This window comes from Pedobacter sp. FW305-3-2-15-E-R2A2, assembly GCF_038446955.1.
In the GTDB taxonomy this organism is placed as follows: domain Bacteria; phylum Bacteroidota; class Bacteroidia; order Sphingobacteriales; family Sphingobacteriaceae; genus Pedobacter.
On record NZ_CP151803.1, the window covers coordinates 5,241,042 to 5,258,693 of the forward strand.

General features: G+C 38.9%; 11 protein-coding genes. 4 read left to right on the forward strand and 7 right to left on the reverse strand.

Translation table 11 applies throughout. From position 1 onward, the window contains the following. Positions 1 to 100: 100 nt before the first annotated feature. Entirely contained in the window at positions 101 to 508 is a 408-nt protein-coding gene (locus AAFF35_RS21170) for a MauE/DoxX family redox-associated membrane protein (RefSeq protein ID WP_342328529.1), read from the forward strand. Between the two features lie 1,253 nt (positions 509 to 1,761). Here AAFF35_RS21170 and AAFF35_RS21175 read toward each other — a convergent pair. From AAFF35_RS21175 to AAFF35_RS21200, 6 genes are all read right to left on the reverse strand, one after another. Beyond that, the gene (locus tag AAFF35_RS21175) at positions 1,762 to 4,557 is read right to left on the reverse strand and encodes an insulinase family protein (protein ID WP_342328530.1); all 2,796 of its coding nucleotides are present in this window, start codon (positions 4,555 to 4,557) and stop codon (positions 1,762 to 1,764) included. A gap of 30 nt (positions 4,558 to 4,587) precedes the next feature. Then, the gene (locus AAFF35_RS21180; RefSeq protein ID WP_342328531.1) at positions 4,588 to 5,955 is read right to left on the reverse strand and encodes a hypothetical protein; all 1,368 of its coding nucleotides are present in this window, start codon (positions 5,953 to 5,955) and stop codon (positions 4,588 to 4,590) included. A 27-nt stretch (positions 5,956 to 5,982) separates the two neighbouring features. After that, positions 5,983 to 7,323 carry a RagB/SusD family nutrient uptake outer membrane protein gene (locus AAFF35_RS21185; protein ID WP_342328532.1) on the reverse strand — a complete coding sequence of 447 codons (1,341 nt, stop codon included), beginning with the start codon at positions 7,321 to 7,323 and terminating at the stop codon, positions 5,983 to 5,985. Positions 7,324 to 7,355: 32 nt separating this feature from the next. Further along, positions 7,356 to 10,844: a SusC/RagA family TonB-linked outer membrane protein gene (locus AAFF35_RS21190; RefSeq protein ID WP_342328533.1), complete on the reverse strand. Its 3,489-nt coding sequence runs from the start codon at positions 10,842 to 10,844 to the stop codon at positions 7,356 to 7,358. A 272-nt stretch (positions 10,845 to 11,116) separates the two neighbouring features. Next, a complete protein-coding gene (locus AAFF35_RS21195) occupies positions 11,117 to 12,241 on the reverse strand; it encodes a FecR family protein (RefSeq protein ID WP_342328534.1) in 1,125 nt (374 codons plus the stop codon). A 95-nt stretch (positions 12,242 to 12,336) separates the two neighbouring features. After that, complete coding sequence (locus AAFF35_RS21200; RefSeq protein ID WP_342328535.1) at positions 12,337 to 12,912, reverse strand: RNA polymerase sigma-70 factor; 576 nt, start codon at positions 12,910 to 12,912, stop codon at positions 12,337 to 12,339. 1,059 nt (positions 12,913 to 13,971) lie between these two features. On the opposite strand from AAFF35_RS21200, the gene AAFF35_RS21205 reads away from it, so the two are divergent. The 3 genes from AAFF35_RS21205 to AAFF35_RS21215 are packed head-to-tail and all read left to right on the forward strand — an operon-like array spanning position 13,972 to position 17,092. Beyond that, positions 13,972 to 15,096, forward strand: a complete 1,125-nt coding sequence (locus AAFF35_RS21205; protein WP_342328536.1) for an ATP-binding protein — start codon at positions 13,972 to 13,974, stop codon at positions 15,094 to 15,096. A 10-nt stretch (positions 15,097 to 15,106) separates the two neighbouring features. Continuing rightward, complete coding sequence (locus AAFF35_RS21210) at positions 15,107 to 15,547, forward strand: response regulator (RefSeq protein ID WP_342328537.1); 441 nt, start codon at positions 15,107 to 15,109, stop codon at positions 15,545 to 15,547. Positions 15,548 to 15,562: 15 nt separating this feature from the next. Then, the gene (locus tag AAFF35_RS21215) at positions 15,563 to 17,092 is read left to right on the forward strand and encodes an ATP-binding protein (protein ID WP_342328538.1); all 1,530 of its coding nucleotides are present in this window, start codon (positions 15,563 to 15,565) and stop codon (positions 17,090 to 17,092) included. Positions 17,093 to 17,243: 151 nt separating this feature from the next. On the opposite strand, the gene AAFF35_RS21220 is transcribed toward AAFF35_RS21215, so the two are convergent. Next, positions 17,244 to 17,567 carry a DUF4870 domain-containing protein gene (locus tag AAFF35_RS21220; protein ID WP_342328539.1) on the reverse strand — a complete coding sequence of 108 codons (324 nt, stop codon included), beginning with the start codon at positions 17,565 to 17,567 and terminating at the stop codon, positions 17,244 to 17,246. Positions 17,568 to 17,652: the final 85 nt, after the last annotated feature.

Here is a 17,652-nt window from a genome sequence, read left to right on the forward strand (position 1 = left end):
CGCTGGATTTTGTGCTATTATTTGGCCGTTTTGTTTATCCGGGTGTAACTCAGTTTTGAAATGGTAAAAGATGAATTTTTAAAGCCTTTGACAAATGGTGATGTCTGTTTTAATATATACGATTATTGCATTATTTATTGCGTTGTGGATCTATGCAGCAGTACCAAAATTACGCAACATAAAGTATTTCAAAGAGGTTTTGAAAAGTCAGGCTATTCCTAAATGGAGTGTACCCTGGTTAAGCTGGTTGCTGCCGATTGGAGAGTTAGGAACGGTAGTTTTATTGATTTTTCCGGAAACGAGGTTGATAGGGATGTATGTTTCCTTGTTCATGATGAGTGTTTTTACGGTGTATGTGAGCGGTATTATTTATCAGGTTTATGATATATATCCGTGTCCATGTGGAGGGGTGTTTAGCAGAATAGGATGGAAAAAACATTTTAAGGTGAATTTGTTGCTGACGTTGATTGCAGTGGTTGGGGTAGTGTTGCTGGAGATGAAATATTGAGTATTTATTTGAGTAGTAGCTTGAGAAAAGGGATGCCGAAAACCTTGAAAAGAGTAGGAAAAAGATAGAGTTTAAGCTTTTTAAGATTATAAAAGCAATATGATTATGGCAAATTCATGGTTCTGTTATGATGGTACAGGAGATGTTTGCGATCCGTTAAACTATACAGTTTGTCCAATCCCAAATTGTCCACCACCAAAACGACGCCTCTGTGCAATTTTCGCACAGGTACAAATAATTGGTGGAGTTCAAAGACCAATTATTACTCCAGCGCTTTGTAATGAGATTCATTGGGCTATTTGGACACTCACGGAATCGGCAAACGTGAGATTAAAACCCTAATTCTAACAAACCATCCTTTTCCATTACAAATATATTTTTGAATTAGTATGATGCGATGAACAAAAAAAGTCATTGGAAATAATTGATAGATAAAGGAAATGCTGAAAATCTTGAAAAAAGTAGGCAAGAAATAAAGTTTAAGCTTTTTGATCTATAAAAGTAGTAAAATTATGGCGACTTCATGGTTTAAATATGATGGTTCTGGATCAATAACTGATCCTACGAATTACAATGAAGTATTTTCAGTAAACTGCCCAACCCCTGATGTCAATATTTGTGTAATATTCTCACAAGTTCAATTTATTGGAGGAGTACCAAGGCCAATTATTACATCCGCTTTGCAGGCCGAAATCAATAGTGCATTTACAACCAAGGTTGAGTCTGCAAATGTAAGGCTTTGCCCTTAACCAATAAACATTCGAGGGTTTGATCGAAATTACATGAATAAAATATTGTTTAAACAATCGCTATGCGCTTTGCAAGACAAATAGAAAAAAAGGAAGAAGCCGAAAATCCTAAACAAAGTAGGCAAAAGGGGAAACTGAAAACCTTAGAGAGAGTAAGTTAAATTAAAGTTTAAGCTTTTTAAATTACAAAAGCACTAAAACTATGGCTAATTCATGGTTTAAATATGATGGTACCGGATCAATTACTGATCCTCTAAACTACAATCAGGTTCTAATGCAACCACAATGTCCATCACCGAATGTAGACATTTGTGCAATCTTTGCAAACACTCAGTTTATTAATGGCGTAGCAAGACCGATCATTACACCATCTTTGCAGACCGAGATTAATAATGCATTCTCAACAAAAATTGAGTCTGCAAATGTTCTTTTGGAGCCGTAAACAACAGTAAATTTTAAAACAAAGGGCTGATGGTGTGAAAATTTTCACCATCAGCCCTTTTCTTATTCCGGACTCATCACCACCTCAATGATGTTCCCTTGCTTAAAAATATTCTCCGCAAATTCTTTTATCATTTGCGGAGTAATTGACAATACCACCTTGTCATATCCAGTGCGCCAATCTATTCCATAAAGCAAAAATGCGCCCTGCATTCCGTTCCAATATCTGGCGTTTGGTTTAGATATATTCTCCAAATATTTTTTTATCAGATTCTGTTTTACCCGATCGACTTTATCTTGTTCGATTCCTTCTGTCATTAGTTTTTTTATTTCCTGATACACAAGATTAATGAGCCGCTCTTTTTTCATGGGTTCCGGATTTGTGTCAAAGTTTACCTGAAAAATAAATCGCTCTTTCGGATATTTTATCAATTCGCCACTTACTGCTACGCCATAACTTCCACCTTCTTTTTCTCTTATAGTTTCCAGATAAACAGTTTTCAAAATCTCGCTCACAAACATCATTAGTATATTGTTTTTAACGGTATATGGCATCTCTCCGGTATAACCAATGGTCACAGTTGCCTGCGGCGTTTCCATTTTTTTTGTGAAATGTTTTTTGAGCACTCCTTTAGGCGGATACATACCATGATCAACAATTTTTTTTCTTTTCTTAAGAGAAGGTAAACCTCCAAGCCAGGTTTCAACAAGTACTTTCACATTGTCTTCATCTGCATTGCCAGTCAGAATAAAATTGAACCCGTTCGCATTGCCAAAATATTCCCGATGTAGTCTGATAATCTTATCATAAGATACCTCATTTAGCACCATCATATTATTAAGCGACAATGCACGCGGGTGGCGGTTACTCATGATTGAAACCAGTGTATCTGAATAAACAGTTTTTGGATCAAGAGAACGTGACTTAATCATTTCCTTCTGTCCTCTTTTCCAATTATAAAATGTTTCCTCTTCTTTTTTAAATTTTGTCATCCTGAGGTATATATGCTGAAAAAGCACTTTCATATGCATGATAGAACCTGTTGCACTCAATGATTCAAAATTTTTGTCTACCATACTCATCGCTGATGAACGTCCGTCTATTCCTTCAAAACCGCTGCTTGCTGCAGTTATGCTATTGTAAGCTATTGCTGATGGAAGATCTGCCCTGCTAACCAGCGCGTATCCTCCTGGTTTAAATCCGTACAGGATCAGATCTGACTCATTGTACCCGGTTTTTTTATACCATACCTTTACACCGTTGGAAAGTTCCCACTTTGTAAATCCATAAGGTCCGGTATTTTTTTCTGTTTTAATAATTTTCCCTCCCTTAGGAATGCTTAGGCCTAAAAGGTCACTCTTTTTTTCTTCTTTGATCCAGGGTTTCAAATCCAGCATTTTCACTTCCTCCCATAATTTTGAAACTTCAATTTTGGATAAGACATTAAGTCCGCTTTTTTGAGGAGAAAGGATTTCAAAGGCCATATTATAATCCCGAACATACTTTTTTGCATAAAAATTCAAAGTATCTATGCTCAGGTTATTCAAAATATCTCTTGTTGTCCGATACTTCCATTCAGGATCCGAAGAAATACCTCCATTTAGAAAATGTTCAACATATTCCCTGGTATAAAGAAAATTCTCTCTGTTGTTCCTGTCGTAATATTCGGATTCATTATTTACCAAATTAAAATTTTTAATGGTGGGTTCGAATTCATTTTTATTGAATCCAAAGCGACGCATTCGTTCGCATTCGGACAAACCTATCCTTAAAGCAGTTTTCAAATCGTTATCGGGTGCATTTACATTCAAGACCCATGCAGGTCTTTTAGAAATGGAATACTTGTCCATAATTGCATTAAGAGAATAGCTGGCATTTCCTTTCTTGGCAATTTCTGCAAACCGTTCATTCAGCATATTACTGATGATATTATTAATCAGGTTTACTTTAAAAAATTGCACCGTTTCTTTTTGATCTGCAGTCACCATGTCCTGCTTCCAGTAAGCCTTGGCTGAAGTATTTCTGATTTCCGGATCGGAAGCTATTGCTATTATAGGATCCTTATTATCAGTGATTTTAAAATATTTCCGGGGAACCGGACTTACGGGTTTCGGAATATCAGCAAAAAGTTTTTTCAACGTTGCCTCAACTTTATCGACATTGACATCTCCTACGATAATGATTCCCTGCAAATCAGGACGATACCATTGCTTATAATAATCCCGGAGCTCCTTTGGGTTGAAATTGTTAATTACATTTAAAGTACCAATAGGAAGCCTGTCCGCATAAGGGGTACCTGCAAAAAGTAACGGCATAATCTTGTTTTCCTGTACACGCAAATAACCAGAAGATCTGGTTCGCCATTCTTCTCTCACTACACCACGTTCTTCTTCAATATCCTCATCCTTATTTAGTATAAAGCCCGACCAGTCTTTAAGTATCAATAAGGCAGTATCCAAAACACCCGCTCTGGTTACCGGGATATTAGTTAAATTGTATACTGTTTCATCGTATGAAGTATAGGCATTGATGTTACTTCCAAACTTAATTCCCTTTTTTCCAAGTTCGGTGATTAAAGTATTTCCAGGAAAATGTCTCGTTCCATTAAAAGCCATATGCTCTAAAAAATGAGCCAGTCCTCTCTGATTTTCCTCTTCCAGCACAGATCCGACTTTTTGAACGATATAAAAATCCGCACGCCCCTTGGGAATATGGTTATGCCGGATATAATAGCTCAAACCATTGGCCAGCTTCCCTTTTCTTAATGCAGTATCCGCGGGAATATTTTGAGCAAAGGAGCTTGAAAAAGTTAAGCCACTTAACAGGATAAAATTAAACACGCTTTTTTTTATATTCATTTAAAACTTATTTTGGGTTGGGATAATACACTATCTTATTTCCGTTAATACAAATACTTCTAACTCTCTTTCTTCTTCTTTCAGGTCCAATCCATAATTTTGCAATGCTTTTCTGACCTCAAAAATATCTTGCCATGAATCCAGCTTAAAATCCATATCTACAAGATCTTTATATCCCGTTTCATCGAAAACGGGTGGATTACCATAAAATTGGTTTAACTTCCATACAATGTTATCCAGACTTTTATTGACAAGTTTGATATGAGGTGCAGCTAATATTTCAAAGCCCTCTCCTTCTTTGGCTGTTGTTCTGATTTGATTCAGGCTCTTTGTTTTCACCAGGGCCAGGCATTTCATCCGACGCTTTTCATAACGCCCATGAAGTCCTAATAAATTATCAAGATCCTTAATTACAGCAGATGCAACCTCCTGATTGGTTTGGTTGGTATCCGGTCCTAAAGCCTCATAACAAATACTCGTTCTCCGGCGCACCATCAAATTAGGTTCCGGTGAATCTTCCTGCCTGATATATTTTAATGGATTTTTCACTTCCAATATCACGAAACTTGGTTCCAGCATTTTTAAACTATCTCTTATGATTCCCCATCTGCTGGCATATATATTCAATACAGGCAGGTTGATGATATAATCCCTGCGTGTATGCTGAACTGAATCACGTATGGTTCCCGCTTTAGTGACAACACCATCCTGATAACAACCCAAAACAGCAGCATATCTATGGACAGTTTTATTTCCTGTAAATCTTTGTGGGTTCTGGCAAACTAAAGGGGTATCCAGGCTAACTTCCGGCATAAAATCATTTTTAACCGGCCAGTCATTTTTTTTACCATCGAGTATTGTCTGAATATTAGCTTCTGTCACATAATCCTGTTCAGTAACCGCTACCAGTTTTCCCTTATAGATCCAAACCAGGTGCGAAACCAATTGATGCGGAAAATATTGGTTGAGCTGTTTATTTTCAACTATCCAGGGAAGTTGTACATTATGCTTGGATAAGAAACTTTTTTTATTAGTCAGAAATTTCCTGATGTAACTTTCATTTTCTCTTTTAAGCATCCCCGGGGAATACATCTCTCCTCCTACAACCACCATAATTTTAACCTTCTCTCCAAACTTACGTTGTAAGTAGTCCTTTTTAGGTAATGCATTAATACAGGCTCCACACGACGTATACATAAAATCCAGAATGAGGAGGCGGTCAAAATAATCCGATAATTTAGCTGATTTAACTGTCCCATCGACCTCTACAATTTTCGTCAGTGGAACATCAGGGACCTGATCACCAATTTTTAAACCTTTGACTTGCCCTACAGCCTGAGCTGTCAAACCAAACCATATAAACAACAACAGGATGTTCACTTTATTCTTCTTCATCATAACATATATTTGGCTAATACCCTTGGTCTACCTCGGGTTCTGTGGTAAATTCACTCTTTGTAAAACTTCTCTCGGGATGAGTAAGGTATACCGAAGATCATTTGGGGGCAAAGTGTACTGCTGTCCGTTTAGCATACGTTTCAAAGTAACCGCAGACCTATTGTCTTTGTTCAATCTTCTCAGATCAGTCCATCTTAGCGTTCGAAAAGGCAATTCCTTTCTGCGTTCCAGAATAACCAGCTTTAATGCGTCCTCGACATTACTGGCAGTCAGAGGGATAAAAACAGCAGTAGCATTCCAACGATTTTTTCTTAATGTATTCAGATCTGCAAGTGCAGCGGCAATATTCCCCGCTCTGGCAGAACACTCGGCTCTGATCAGATAGATTTCATCTGTAGCCAGCCCGCTGAATATACTGCCAGGAATATAAGTCCCTTTAAAAGAATAAGTACCATCTTTGTTATCCCTAAAATAGAGCGTCTTTCTAAGATCATCCTCAGGGTACAAATTTCGAAGATCATCACTCGCCAATCCAAAAAGGACTGGAACTAAACCACTGCCTTCCAGTTCCAGTACAACTTCCTGGTTAAATCTTGGAATTGGATAATACTGTGAAGTATCAAGGGTATTGTAATTCATCAATATGCCATATTGTTTTAAGCTGGCATCTGCATTGTTAAACGCATTTGGATAGTCACCCATAACCAAATATACTCTGGCCAATGCAGCAAAAGCTGCTGCTTTTACTGGCATAATTACCGACTTTTTCACTCTTGTATCAGGCTGTTCGGCTGGTAACAGACCCGCACTTTCGGTGAGGTCCTGTACAATCCGCTGATATGTTTGTTGTAAATTCCCTCTTTCTATTTTTTCGTCAATACTTGTCCCTAAGCGTAAGGGAATACCCAGATCCTGCGCTGCAGTTCCAGGATCATAAGGTTTGGTAAATATCTGGGCAAGACTATAATAACACATTGCCCTCAATAATAAAGCCGTTCCTTTTAGTTTATTCCACTCCACCTGTTCCTGGGCCAATGGCTTTATATCTGACAGCGTTTCCAATACCTGGTTAGCGACCAATATCCTTTCATATGGGGCTGACCATTCACCAAAAGAGATATTGGCATCTGATTGCCATAAATATGGTTCTCTGTTTGATGGAAGCAATGCATTCCAATTGTTAAATGTAAGGTAGTAATCATCTGATGATATTTCGGCCGCAACAGGATAGCCTCCTCCTAAAAACTGACTATTCAGCAAAGAACGGCAATCCTCTAACGTACCCGGGATTACCTGCTTTTTATCGGGCTTCACATCCAGAAATTTTTTACAGGAATTCAGGCAGATCATTACAGCTAGAAACAACATTATTTTATTGATACAATTCATGATAAATGATGTTAAAAATTAGCACTTAAACCAAATGCAGTAGTCAATGGGGCCGGATATCCCTTATAATATTCTGGATCAAGGCCCAGTTTGTTCGCTTTCCAAATGACTCCAAGATTACTTAGATTAGTAAATATTTTAATGTTTCTAACAGGCCATCGCACATTATCCAGTAGATAGCTTAAGGTAATATCCTGTAAACGAATGTGATCTGCCTTCTCTACCAAGGCCGCTGATCTTTGATAAAATGTGTTACGTAAAGGATCATTCGGATAAGCTAAAGAAGGAACATCTGTGAAAATCTCGTCCCCAGGCTTTTGCCATCGTTTACTATAATCAGCATGGCCAACTGTTACCCCACTTGAGGTTGCATCCAGTATAGAACTGTAGTCTAAGCCGGGCCGTCTGAATACATATCCTAATTTGGCGATTACGTTTACAGAAAGACTAATATTTTTATAGCTCAGCGTATTTCTCAGCCCTCCCGAATAAACCGGCACAGCTGAACCATGGTACTGTAATTGATCTGGTGAGACATTGGTAAGTAAGGCATAGTCTTTACTTTTCTCTCCATTCAAATAGCCCAACGGATCCCCGGTTTCCGGATCAAGTCCCGCCCATTGATAGGAAAAAACAGCATTAGAAGGTTTTCCTACTACCAGACTACTATTAATGGTTAGCCCATCTCCAATATAACCATCAATTCCACTATCAGAGGGTTGAAATCTGGTAATCCGATTGGTATTGTAATTAAAAAACAGATCTGTATTCCATTTTATATTGCCCTGAAGATTATTTAAATGGAGAGAAATATCAACACCCCGCCCTTTCATGTCCGAGCTGTTATATGTTGCCGAATTAAACCCCGTTGTAAAATCCAAGGGGGTTACATACAGCATATCCTTCGAGCGTTTGGAATAATATTCAATACTTCCGAAAATTACGTTGTTCTTTGAACGAAAGTCAAGACCAAAATTAAACGTCCCTACCCTTTCCCATCTCAGATTATCATTTGCTGGATTGACTAGTATAGCATATGGCAAATTAAATTCGTTCACTACTCCACTGTATCTAATGGAGCTATAGGCAGACAAATTATTATCTGTATTTCCCTGATATCCGTAAGTTGCTCTAAATTTCAGATAAGGTAAAAGGGCAAAATGGTAAAAAGGTTCATCGGAGACATTCCAACTCAAGCCGGCAGACCAAAATGGCGCTCCTCTTAAATTGGCTTTCACCCCAAAAAGGTTGGCTGCATCTTTACGCCCGCTTGCAGACACGGTATAGCGTTTATTATAGGTATATGCAGCATTGGCAAATATAGAGGTGAAACGGATTCGTTGATCCGTAAAATCAATGCCACTTGGCATATTTACATAAGTAAATACCGGGGAAAGAAACTGAGTGAGATGATCTACATCGGCATAAGTCAATAATTCATCATTATAGCCATAAGTATTAAAAGTATTTGATTTAATATGCCTTTCACTTTTCTCTACACCTGCCAAGGCGTCCAGTTCATGTTTGTCGTTCCAGTTTTTATTTGCGTTGACCTGGCCCCTAATGTTGTAAAAATTCGTATTTCCGGAAGTCTGGTTAAGAATCCCCCCTATTGGCAAATTATATTTGACTTGTGCGCTATCAAGTTCCGTAAGCAGATTAATTTGATTACGTGTGTAATAAGAATCTTTTCCGTTCAGGTTTTTCCCTTCGGTTAAGGTTTTCCCATATTGATATTTAATCGAAGTACTAAAAATTTTGGGGAATTTGTAAGTTGCGGCTATATTCATTAACCAATCATAAGTATTTATGATATTTGAGGTTGTATTGAGCTCAGCTAATGGACGATATCTCCAATCCAAATATCTGGGATCAGCGGAATCTAAAAACCTCACCCCATAATCTCTGCCGACAACCAAAGGGTTTCCGTTGTCGTCGGCAAGACGCGTATAAGGAAGCGTTGATCCAGGATCATAGTTGAGAACACTTGGTAAACCAGGTGATTCAGCGTTCTTCTGAGTGTAAAGAATACTCGTTTCAAATTCCAGATTTTTAATAGGTTTGTATCCGATATTCGTGCGGAGTGTAATTCTATCCGCATTATTTTTCACCACATTAAAGCGGTTATTATCGTATCCTCCCGAAAGCAGGTAATTAAACTGGTCCCCTCCGCCTTTAATATTAATTGCGTATTGTTGGGCGATGTCGGCGCGGTAAACGTATTTGAGGTAGTCGTTTCTGGCATCATACTTACGCAGGGCATCAATCTGCGCATCTGCTTCGGCCTGAGATAAGGTTGCTCCCGGTGCTCTTGCTTTTAACATCAATTCCACTACCGGCGATAAATAGGGCCAGGAATACACATCCAAAATTTTATTATCGTAAAAGCCCTCATTAAAAAGCCTTTTTTCCAGATCAATATAATCTGAGGTGCTCATTGGCTTAAGTGCAAACAGGTCGGGCTTATTTTGTATAGTAAAGTTGGTATTAAAAGAAATGTCAGGCGAAGAATTATAGTTTCCTTTTTTAGTATTGATTACAATCACTCCGTTAGCAGCACGTGCTCCCCATATAGAGGCTGCAGCTGCATCTTTAAGTATTGTTACATTTTCGATGTCATTTGGATTAATGTTATCAAGTTCTCCTTCGTAGGGAAAATTATCCAGAATAATCAGGGGTTTTGCGATGGATCCGGTTAAGGTACTTTGACCACGGATGGTAACATTGCCAATTCCGGGAGCACGGCTGGGATTTAATCTCCGGTCTATCAGCATTCCCGGGGTAACATTCTCCAAACGACTCAATAGGTTTGAACCTGTATTTCGGTTCAACAAAGCATTATTGATTTTTTCAAATGATCCCGTGGCTCGTTCTTTCGGAACACTCTGATAACCGGTACTTACTACCGTAACTTCTTCCAGTACTCCGGTAACCCGTTCCATCCGGACAATGAGGTCAACATCGGCCCCTGAAACCTTGACTTCTTTGGTTTTAAATCCCACATATGAAATAATCAATACCGCACGCTCTCCGGGGATTACAATAGAAAACTGTCCATCTGTACTGGTCACAACAGATACCTTAGATTCCCTCCCTTTCAGCCTGATGGTTGCACCGGGTAGTCCGATGCCTTTTTCGTCTACAACTTTTCCGCTTATCGTAATATCAGGAAGCCTCACTGAACCACCTTGAACAGTCCCATCTTTCTCCGACACAATTATAGTCTGGTCATTTACAAAATATTTCAATGGCTGCCCCTCAAAGATATTCTTCAACACATCATTCAATTCTGCATTTTTCACCTCTATTGTAATATCTTTCGTCCCCTTAAGCGTTGTCGCAGTAACCATAAAATCGTAGCCTGTCTGCACACGAATCTCCCTGAACACTTTCAGCAAGGGTGCATTTCTCTCCGACAAGGTAATTTTCTGAGCAAATGAGCTTGCGCTTACCTGTATGATTGCTGAAATTAAAAGAACCGTGGTTAGGTTAGCTCTCATGATCCATTTTCTTTTATCTGAATCGCTGATCCGGCCAAATGCCGGGATCATAAACAGCAGTAGCTTAGCTATGTAGCGCGATGGCTCCCATAGACATTTCCTATAAAAACTGTACATTTGTTTAGTTTGGGTTTATGCGTTGCGCCTTTTCATTTTCGAGGTGGTTCGGCTCTTCGCGGTTGATACCATATTTTCGTATGTTGTCTATCCAGACTTGGTCATCCTGATTCGCGTTGGGATGGCTTTTTTATTGGATGTCAGTTTAGGTAGCATTATTTCATAACGGTGATCCTCCTTCCTTCAATCCTAAAGTGAACGCCTTTTGTTTTTTCCAATATGCTGAGCACCTGACTGATATTCTTAGTCTGCGATACGGTGCCATAAAATCCTTCATTAGGGATCTTGCCCTCGTATTGAACCTCTACATTGTACCAGCGGGAGAGTTTCCGCATAATGCTTTCAATGTTCTCATTATTAAAGTAGAAATACCCTTTCTTCCAGGCTATGGCCTCTTCAACATCAATAGTTTTAACCATAAATCTCTGGTTTGTTAAAGTCGACTGCTCCCCTAGCTTCAGGATTTTAGATTCCACACCATTGTGGATTTTGACTGATCCTTCCAATAAAGTCGTTTTTACACCCTGCTCATCTTTATAGGTATTGATGTTGAAATGTGTTCCTAAAACTTCTACTTCCTGTTCTGCCGTTTTCACGATAAATGGCTGTTGTTTATTTTTTGCTACTTCAAAGTAGGCTTCGCCGCGTAAGTCAACTTTTCTATTAACTAACCTGGCAAAAGTTGAGGGGAATTTTAGTGAAGATGCGGCGTTTAGCCATACTTTGGTACCATCCGGTAATACGACCTGATACTGTCCACCAACGGGCGTTTCGATCGTATTGTAATTCTTTGCTGCTTCGATCTCTGGTTTGAGGTCGTTAATGCTGTATATCAGTTCTCCATCCGAAGTTTTTGTAATGTTAACTCCTGGCTGTTGTGCAAGCGTTCCATTTTTAGCATTGGTCAGGGTAATCCTCTTACCATCTGCCAAAGTCAGATAGGCTTTATTGCCACCAGGAAGGATATTGTTTTTTGCGTAAGATACTGAGGGAGTAACATCAGTTTTTTGATAAAAGTAATACGCTGTTCCAAGACATAGGATAATGGAAGCGGCCGCAGCAATACGGGGCCACCACATCCTGGAAGGTTTAGGGTACTTTAGCGGCAAAGTAGCCCTTAGCAGTTCGATGATTTCATTTTCTTTCTCTTCATCAAGCTCAGCTTTGCTGTTTGCAGCGTGGTTGATGTACCAGGATTCCATCATTGTCTTTTGCTCCGGACTTAATGTACCTTCGTTGTATCCCTTTATTAATGACTTGAAAACATTTTCTTCGTTCATGACTTATTGATAAGAGGCTCTTAACGCCTGTTATACCCCTAAGACAGCTAAGTAGGGCTAGCGTCATACGTCGATAGGAAAAAAAGATAAAATTTTTATAAAAAGGGGTAAATACTGAGGAAGGAATCCATTTTAAGCTTTAAGATTTTCATTGCCTTATACACCTGCTGCTTTGCGGTTTCGCTGGTAATGTTAAGGCGTTCGGATATTTCCTGGTAGCTCAGCTCTTCCTTTTTATTTAGAAGAAAGACTTCACGCATCTTTGCGGGCAATGCGTTTATTTCTTTCTCGATAACCGCTGCAAGTTCCTTTTCCCGGAGTTCATCGTCAACGATGTTATAACCCTCTACCATAAAACTGCTGATGGATTCGGCATATCTCAAAACCACTTTTTGATGAGAAAGCAGGTTAAAGATCTTGTTTCTGACGGAAGCATACAGATAAGAAGAGATGGAGGTTTTAAATTCCAGGTCTTCCCGCTTTTGCCAAAGCTGGAGAAAGACATCCTGTACGACATCATGGGCTTCGTCATGGTCGGACAGCAGACGGAAGGCATGGCGCAGGAGAATCCTTGTGTACCGTTCAAAGATTTCAGTATACGCAAGCTGGTTGCCAGCCTTTAATAAGGCGACCAGTTCTACATCCGAAAGTTCACTATACAGTCTCATCATCAACATTTTGATTTTATGAGTTGCGGGATGCTGATATAAATTTACTAATAAATTCAGGCAATGTTAAAAAAATATTTTCAAATTGTTAACACAATGAGAACTTTAGCGGGCAGAATTAAAGATCGAAGCTCCTATGCTCGGTGAGTAAACTATCCATTGGTACTTCCAGAATTTCTATGATTTCATAAAATCTTCTCACAGTAAGTTCAGTCTCCCCACGTTCCAATTTTGAATAGGCGTTTTGGGAAATATTGAGTCGGAAAGCCATATATTCCTGGCTATAACCCTTAATCATTCTCTGAACTCTTATTTTGGCGGCAATTGGCATGGCATTTTATCTATAATTAACAGAGAATATAACGAAATCAAACACAAATAGTTACAGAAAAGTAAAATTTAATGTAAAAATGTATTTTTTTATGACAATTATACTAAATAATGAATTAGTAAAAAAAACAGTTTTCACATTCCTTCAATACAACTCTAGCATTTAAAATAGCCAATCAAAGACAAGCATATCACACTGTAATTCAGCACAATTAAGAACTTAATTCTTATAGGAATATTGGAAGTAATCATTGATTGAGCGTTTATTTTATAAAAAAATTATTTTACTGTCGTCCGAAACTTAAAAGCTTAATGTCTTTATAGAAGACAGAAACTTCAAATTTCTATAAAGACATGACCACAAGTTAAGCAATTAGCCAGGAAGTAATTACAAAAAAAATATTTTTTTATATCTCAGTTCTGTCATTTTAAACCCAGGGCATTAAACAGGCGATTTTTAATCCAATTAACTCAGCCACAGACCCTATCATTAGGATTCAATCCTTAAAAAAGTTTAAAAGCTTAGGAACGGAATCTTCGAAAACCCGGATCGGGATCTGCAGAATCAAGATATTATATAAAATCCTTCAGCCCCTGTAGATACTGAAAATCGCTTATCCTCAATTTAAATTCATATTACAGTGTTTTCGCTTATTAATGTGTTAGCTTTAGAAAATATCCCATTACGTTCACTTCCTACACATTTTTAAATACGGCCTTTTAGCTAAGAATATGAAAAAAAACGATTCTGATGAATTAATCATTGCTAACAGGGAGATCGCCTTTCAAAATAAAGAGAAAGAAGACTGGGCTGCGGAGTTGGCAATTGCCAATAAAGAGCTGATTTTTCAGAACGCAGAAAAAGAAAACCGCGCTGCAGAGCTTGCCATAGCCAATAAAGAGCTTGCTTTTCAAAATGAAGAAAAAGAAAAGCTGGCCGCAGAACTTGTCATTGCCAATAAAGAGCTGATTTTTCAGAACGAAGAAAAAGAAAACCGTGCTGCAGAGCTTGTCATAGCCAATAAAGAACTTGCTTTTCAAAATGAAGAAAAGGAAAAAAGAGCCGAAGAGTTAATCATTGCAAACAAAGAACTAAAAAATGCGGAAGATGACATTCGCAAACTAAACGACGAGTTAGAACAGAAGGTCATTCAACGTACAGCGCAGCTTGAATCCGTAAATAAAGAACTGGAATCATTTTCCTACTCCGTATCCCATGACTTACGTGCCCCAATCAGGGCAATTAATGGATACACAAAAATTCTGACAGAGGATTATGCGGAAAACTTTGATGCTGATGGGCTAAAAATCCTTCAGTCCATCATTAGAAATTCGAAAAAGATGGGGGAACTCATTGATGATTTACTGGCTTTTTCCAAACTGGGCAGAAAACAAGTCGGCTTTTCCGAAATAGACATGCCCCACCTTGTAAATATGGTTCGGGAAGAATTGTTATTCGAAGACCAGGAAAACATCCCTGAATTTGAAATTACTGAACTTCAAAATGCTAAAGGAGACAAATCATTGATTAAACAGGTATGGATCAATCTGATTTCCAATGCCATTAAATATTCAAAATATAAAGTAAAAACGAAAATCGAAATCGGTGCCTACAAAAAAGACCAGCTCATTGTATATTATGTAAAGGATGCAGGAGCCGGATTTGATATGCAATACTATGATAAACTTTTCGGAGTTTTTCAAAGGTTACATTCCCAGGAAGAATTTGAGGGTACGGGAATTGGGTTAGCCATCGTGCAAAAAATAGTGCAACGACACCATGGAACCGTTTGGGCAGAATCCGTAATCAGCGAAGGATCCTGCTTTTATTTTACCCTGCCAGCTATAAACGATTAAATCAAAAAAAATGAGTTACCATAACGTTGAAATTTTATTTGTTGAAGACAGCCAGGACGATGCTGCACTCACCATTCGCGCACTTAAAAAAAATGGCTTCAGCAACAAACTCCATCATGTGATTGATGGCGCGGAAGCATTGGACTTTATTTATTGCAAAGGAGCATATGCAGATCGGAGCAGTACAGAATTTCCAAAATTGATCCTACTCGATTTAAAGATGCCAAAGGTATCCGGTCTGCAAGTATTGGAAAAGATAAAATCAGATCCGATTTTTAAATCAATCCCAGTGGTCATGCTTACCTCCTCTAATGAAGGTCCCGACATCGAAAAATGCTTTGAACTTGGGGCAAACAGTTATATCGTGAAACCGGTTGACAGCGATAACTTTTTCAATGCAGTAAAAGAGATCGGATTGTATTGGATAATATTAAGTCAGCAGCCACACTAACATAAAGAATAAATAATGACACCAGGTCTTAAAATACTTATTCTAGAAGACAACGAAAGCGATGCTGATCTGCTGATCCGTGAATTAAAAAAATCAGAATTGAGCTTTACAGCTGAAATTGTACAGACTCGTACTGCGTTCGAGAACGCATTGGAAAATTTTGATCCGGATCTCATCTTATCAGACTATTCCCTTCCCTCTTTTGATGCGGTCACTGCTTTCCAAATCAAGCAGGATAAACATGCCCATACCCCATTTATTATTGTTTCGGGATTTATTGGGGAAGAAAATGTGGTGGAGCTGATCAAGGCGGGCGTAACCGATTATGTATCTAAGAATAAACTGGTTACACTCTCTACAAAAATCAACAGGGCATTAAATGACACCCGGGCGAGGAAAGAAAAAATAATAACGGATGAAAAGTTAAAGGTCATTAACCAGGAGCTTTTAGAACTGAACCAGGAGTTGGAAGTACGCGTGATTAACCGCACAAAAGCATTGGCAGAGAGTGAAGCCAGGTTCCGCAGCATGATGGAGACCATTCCCCAGATTGCCTGGACAAATACGACAAAAGCCGAAGTTGTTTTTTACAACCAGCGCTGGTATGACTATACTGGATTGGACAAGGAACAAACTAAATTACTTGGATTTAAAACTGTGGTTCACCAGGACGACCTTCAGCTGGGGATTGATCAGTTCAGTTCGATCCTGAGTAACAATGAGGGCGGTGAATTTCAAATCCGTGTAAAACGTGCGGATGAACTTTACAGGTGGCACCTGATCCGGTTAATGCCGATCATGGATCTGCAGGATCAGGTTCAGCTTTGGGCGGGTACCGCTACAGATATACAGGAACTCCGTTTGCTGCAACAGTATAAAGACGATTTCATCATCATTGCCAGTCACGAGCTCAAGACGCCGATAACCAGTTTAAAAGCATCGTTACAGCTTCTGGACAGAATAAAGGATCAACCATCCCCAACTATGCTGCCCAAACTCATTGTACAGGCTAATAAGAGCCTGGGTAAGGTGAACGCGCTGATTGAAGACCTGCTAAATGCAGGTAAGGCAAATCAGGGACAGCTTCATATCAACCCCCAACATTTTGCTTTATCTGAGGTCGTTACAGACCGTTCTAATGATCTAAATGCAGAAGGTGTATATGCCATCGTAACAGAAGGAGACCTGCAAATGGAAGTATATGCAGACATCATCCGCGTCGAACAGATCCTCATTAACTTTATTAACAATGCCATAAAGTACGCTCCGGAATCAAAAGAAATAAGGATCTGTATTGAAAAAGAAAATGACATGGTCAAAGTTTCTGTTATGGACAAGGGGCCCGGCATACCATCCGAAAAATTGCGTTATATTTTTGACCGTTATTACCGCGCAGAAAGCAATGACGGCAGCTATAAAGGTTTAGGCCTTGGACTCTACATTTGTGCAGAAATCATTAAAAAACACAATGGACAGATCGGTGTGGAAAGCGAATTAGGAAAGGGCAGCAGTTTTTGGTTTACCTTACCTGTTCTGCCCTTTTAAATTAAAAAGGCATCTCTTTTACTTCAGGGCTGTTTTGTCAAAATATTCTTCCGGACTATGCAGGAGGTTGCAACTGCTGTTGATACACAACAGCAGTAACAAAGTGATTTTAAAGAGATGATCTTTCATCTATGGATTTCCTAATCAGCCTTTATCCTATAAAGGCAAATTTGTTCTCAAACATTTTCCCAACAAGAGGGGTTGGCTTTTCTGCTCCATTTGCCGCGTTGATGATGCCCATAATCCAAAGTACGACAATGACCAAACCTACGATCCCTAAAAAAGAAAGGGCAGGAATAATCGTGGCTACAATAGTCAGGACGACATTAAAAATAATGCTGACGATGGCCAGGCCCAATGCTTGTCGGAGGTGATATTTAAGCAGGGAATCTGCCTTTTCTTTTCCATTAAAATAGGCGATTAGCCAGCCAATAAGGGTAATGTAGGATACGATGGATAAGGTTTTGTTGTTCATGTTGCTATTGAAAAATTGTTCAACAGCAAAGGTGTAACCTTAGCCATCCTTTTCCAAGCCTCGCCCTGCTACAAAACAGCTACAC

Bases quoted from the DNA above. Each gene is read 5' to 3' on its own strand.
- AAFF35_RS21170 (WP_342328529.1), top strand. From the start codon at position 101: ATGTCTGTTTTAATATATACGATTATTGCATTATTTATTGCGTTGTGG.
- AAFF35_RS21175 (WP_342328530.1), bottom strand. From the start codon at position 4,557: ATGAATATAAAAAAAAGCGTGTTTAATTTTATCCTGTTAAGTGGCTTA.
- AAFF35_RS21180 (WP_342328531.1), bottom strand. From the start codon at position 5,955: ATGATGAAGAAGAATAAAGTGAACATCCTGTTGTTGTTTATATGGTTT.
- AAFF35_RS21185 (WP_342328532.1), bottom strand. From the start codon at position 7,323: ATGTTGTTTCTAGCTGTAATGATCTGCCTGAATTCCTGTAAAAAATTT.
- AAFF35_RS21190 (WP_342328533.1), bottom strand. From the start codon at position 10,844: ATGAGAGCTAACCTAACCACGGTTCTTTTAATTTCAGCAATCATACAG.
- AAFF35_RS21195 (WP_342328534.1), bottom strand. From the start codon at position 12,241: ATGAACGAAGAAAATGTTTTCAAGTCATTAATAAAGGGATACAACGAA.
- AAFF35_RS21200 (WP_342328535.1), bottom strand. From the start codon at position 12,912: ATGATGAGACTGTATAGTGAACTTTCGGATGTAGAACTGGTCGCCTTA.
- AAFF35_RS21205 (WP_342328536.1), top strand. From the start codon at position 13,972: ATGAAAAAAAACGATTCTGATGAATTAATCATTGCTAACAGGGAGATC.
- AAFF35_RS21210 (WP_342328537.1), top strand. From the start codon at position 15,107: ATGAGTTACCATAACGTTGAAATTTTATTTGTTGAAGACAGCCAGGAC.
- AAFF35_RS21215 (WP_342328538.1), top strand. From the start codon at position 15,563: ATGACACCAGGTCTTAAAATACTTATTCTAGAAGACAACGAAAGCGAT.
- AAFF35_RS21220 (WP_342328539.1), bottom strand. From the start codon at position 17,567: ATGAACAACAAAACCTTATCCATCGTATCCTACATTACCCTTATTGGC.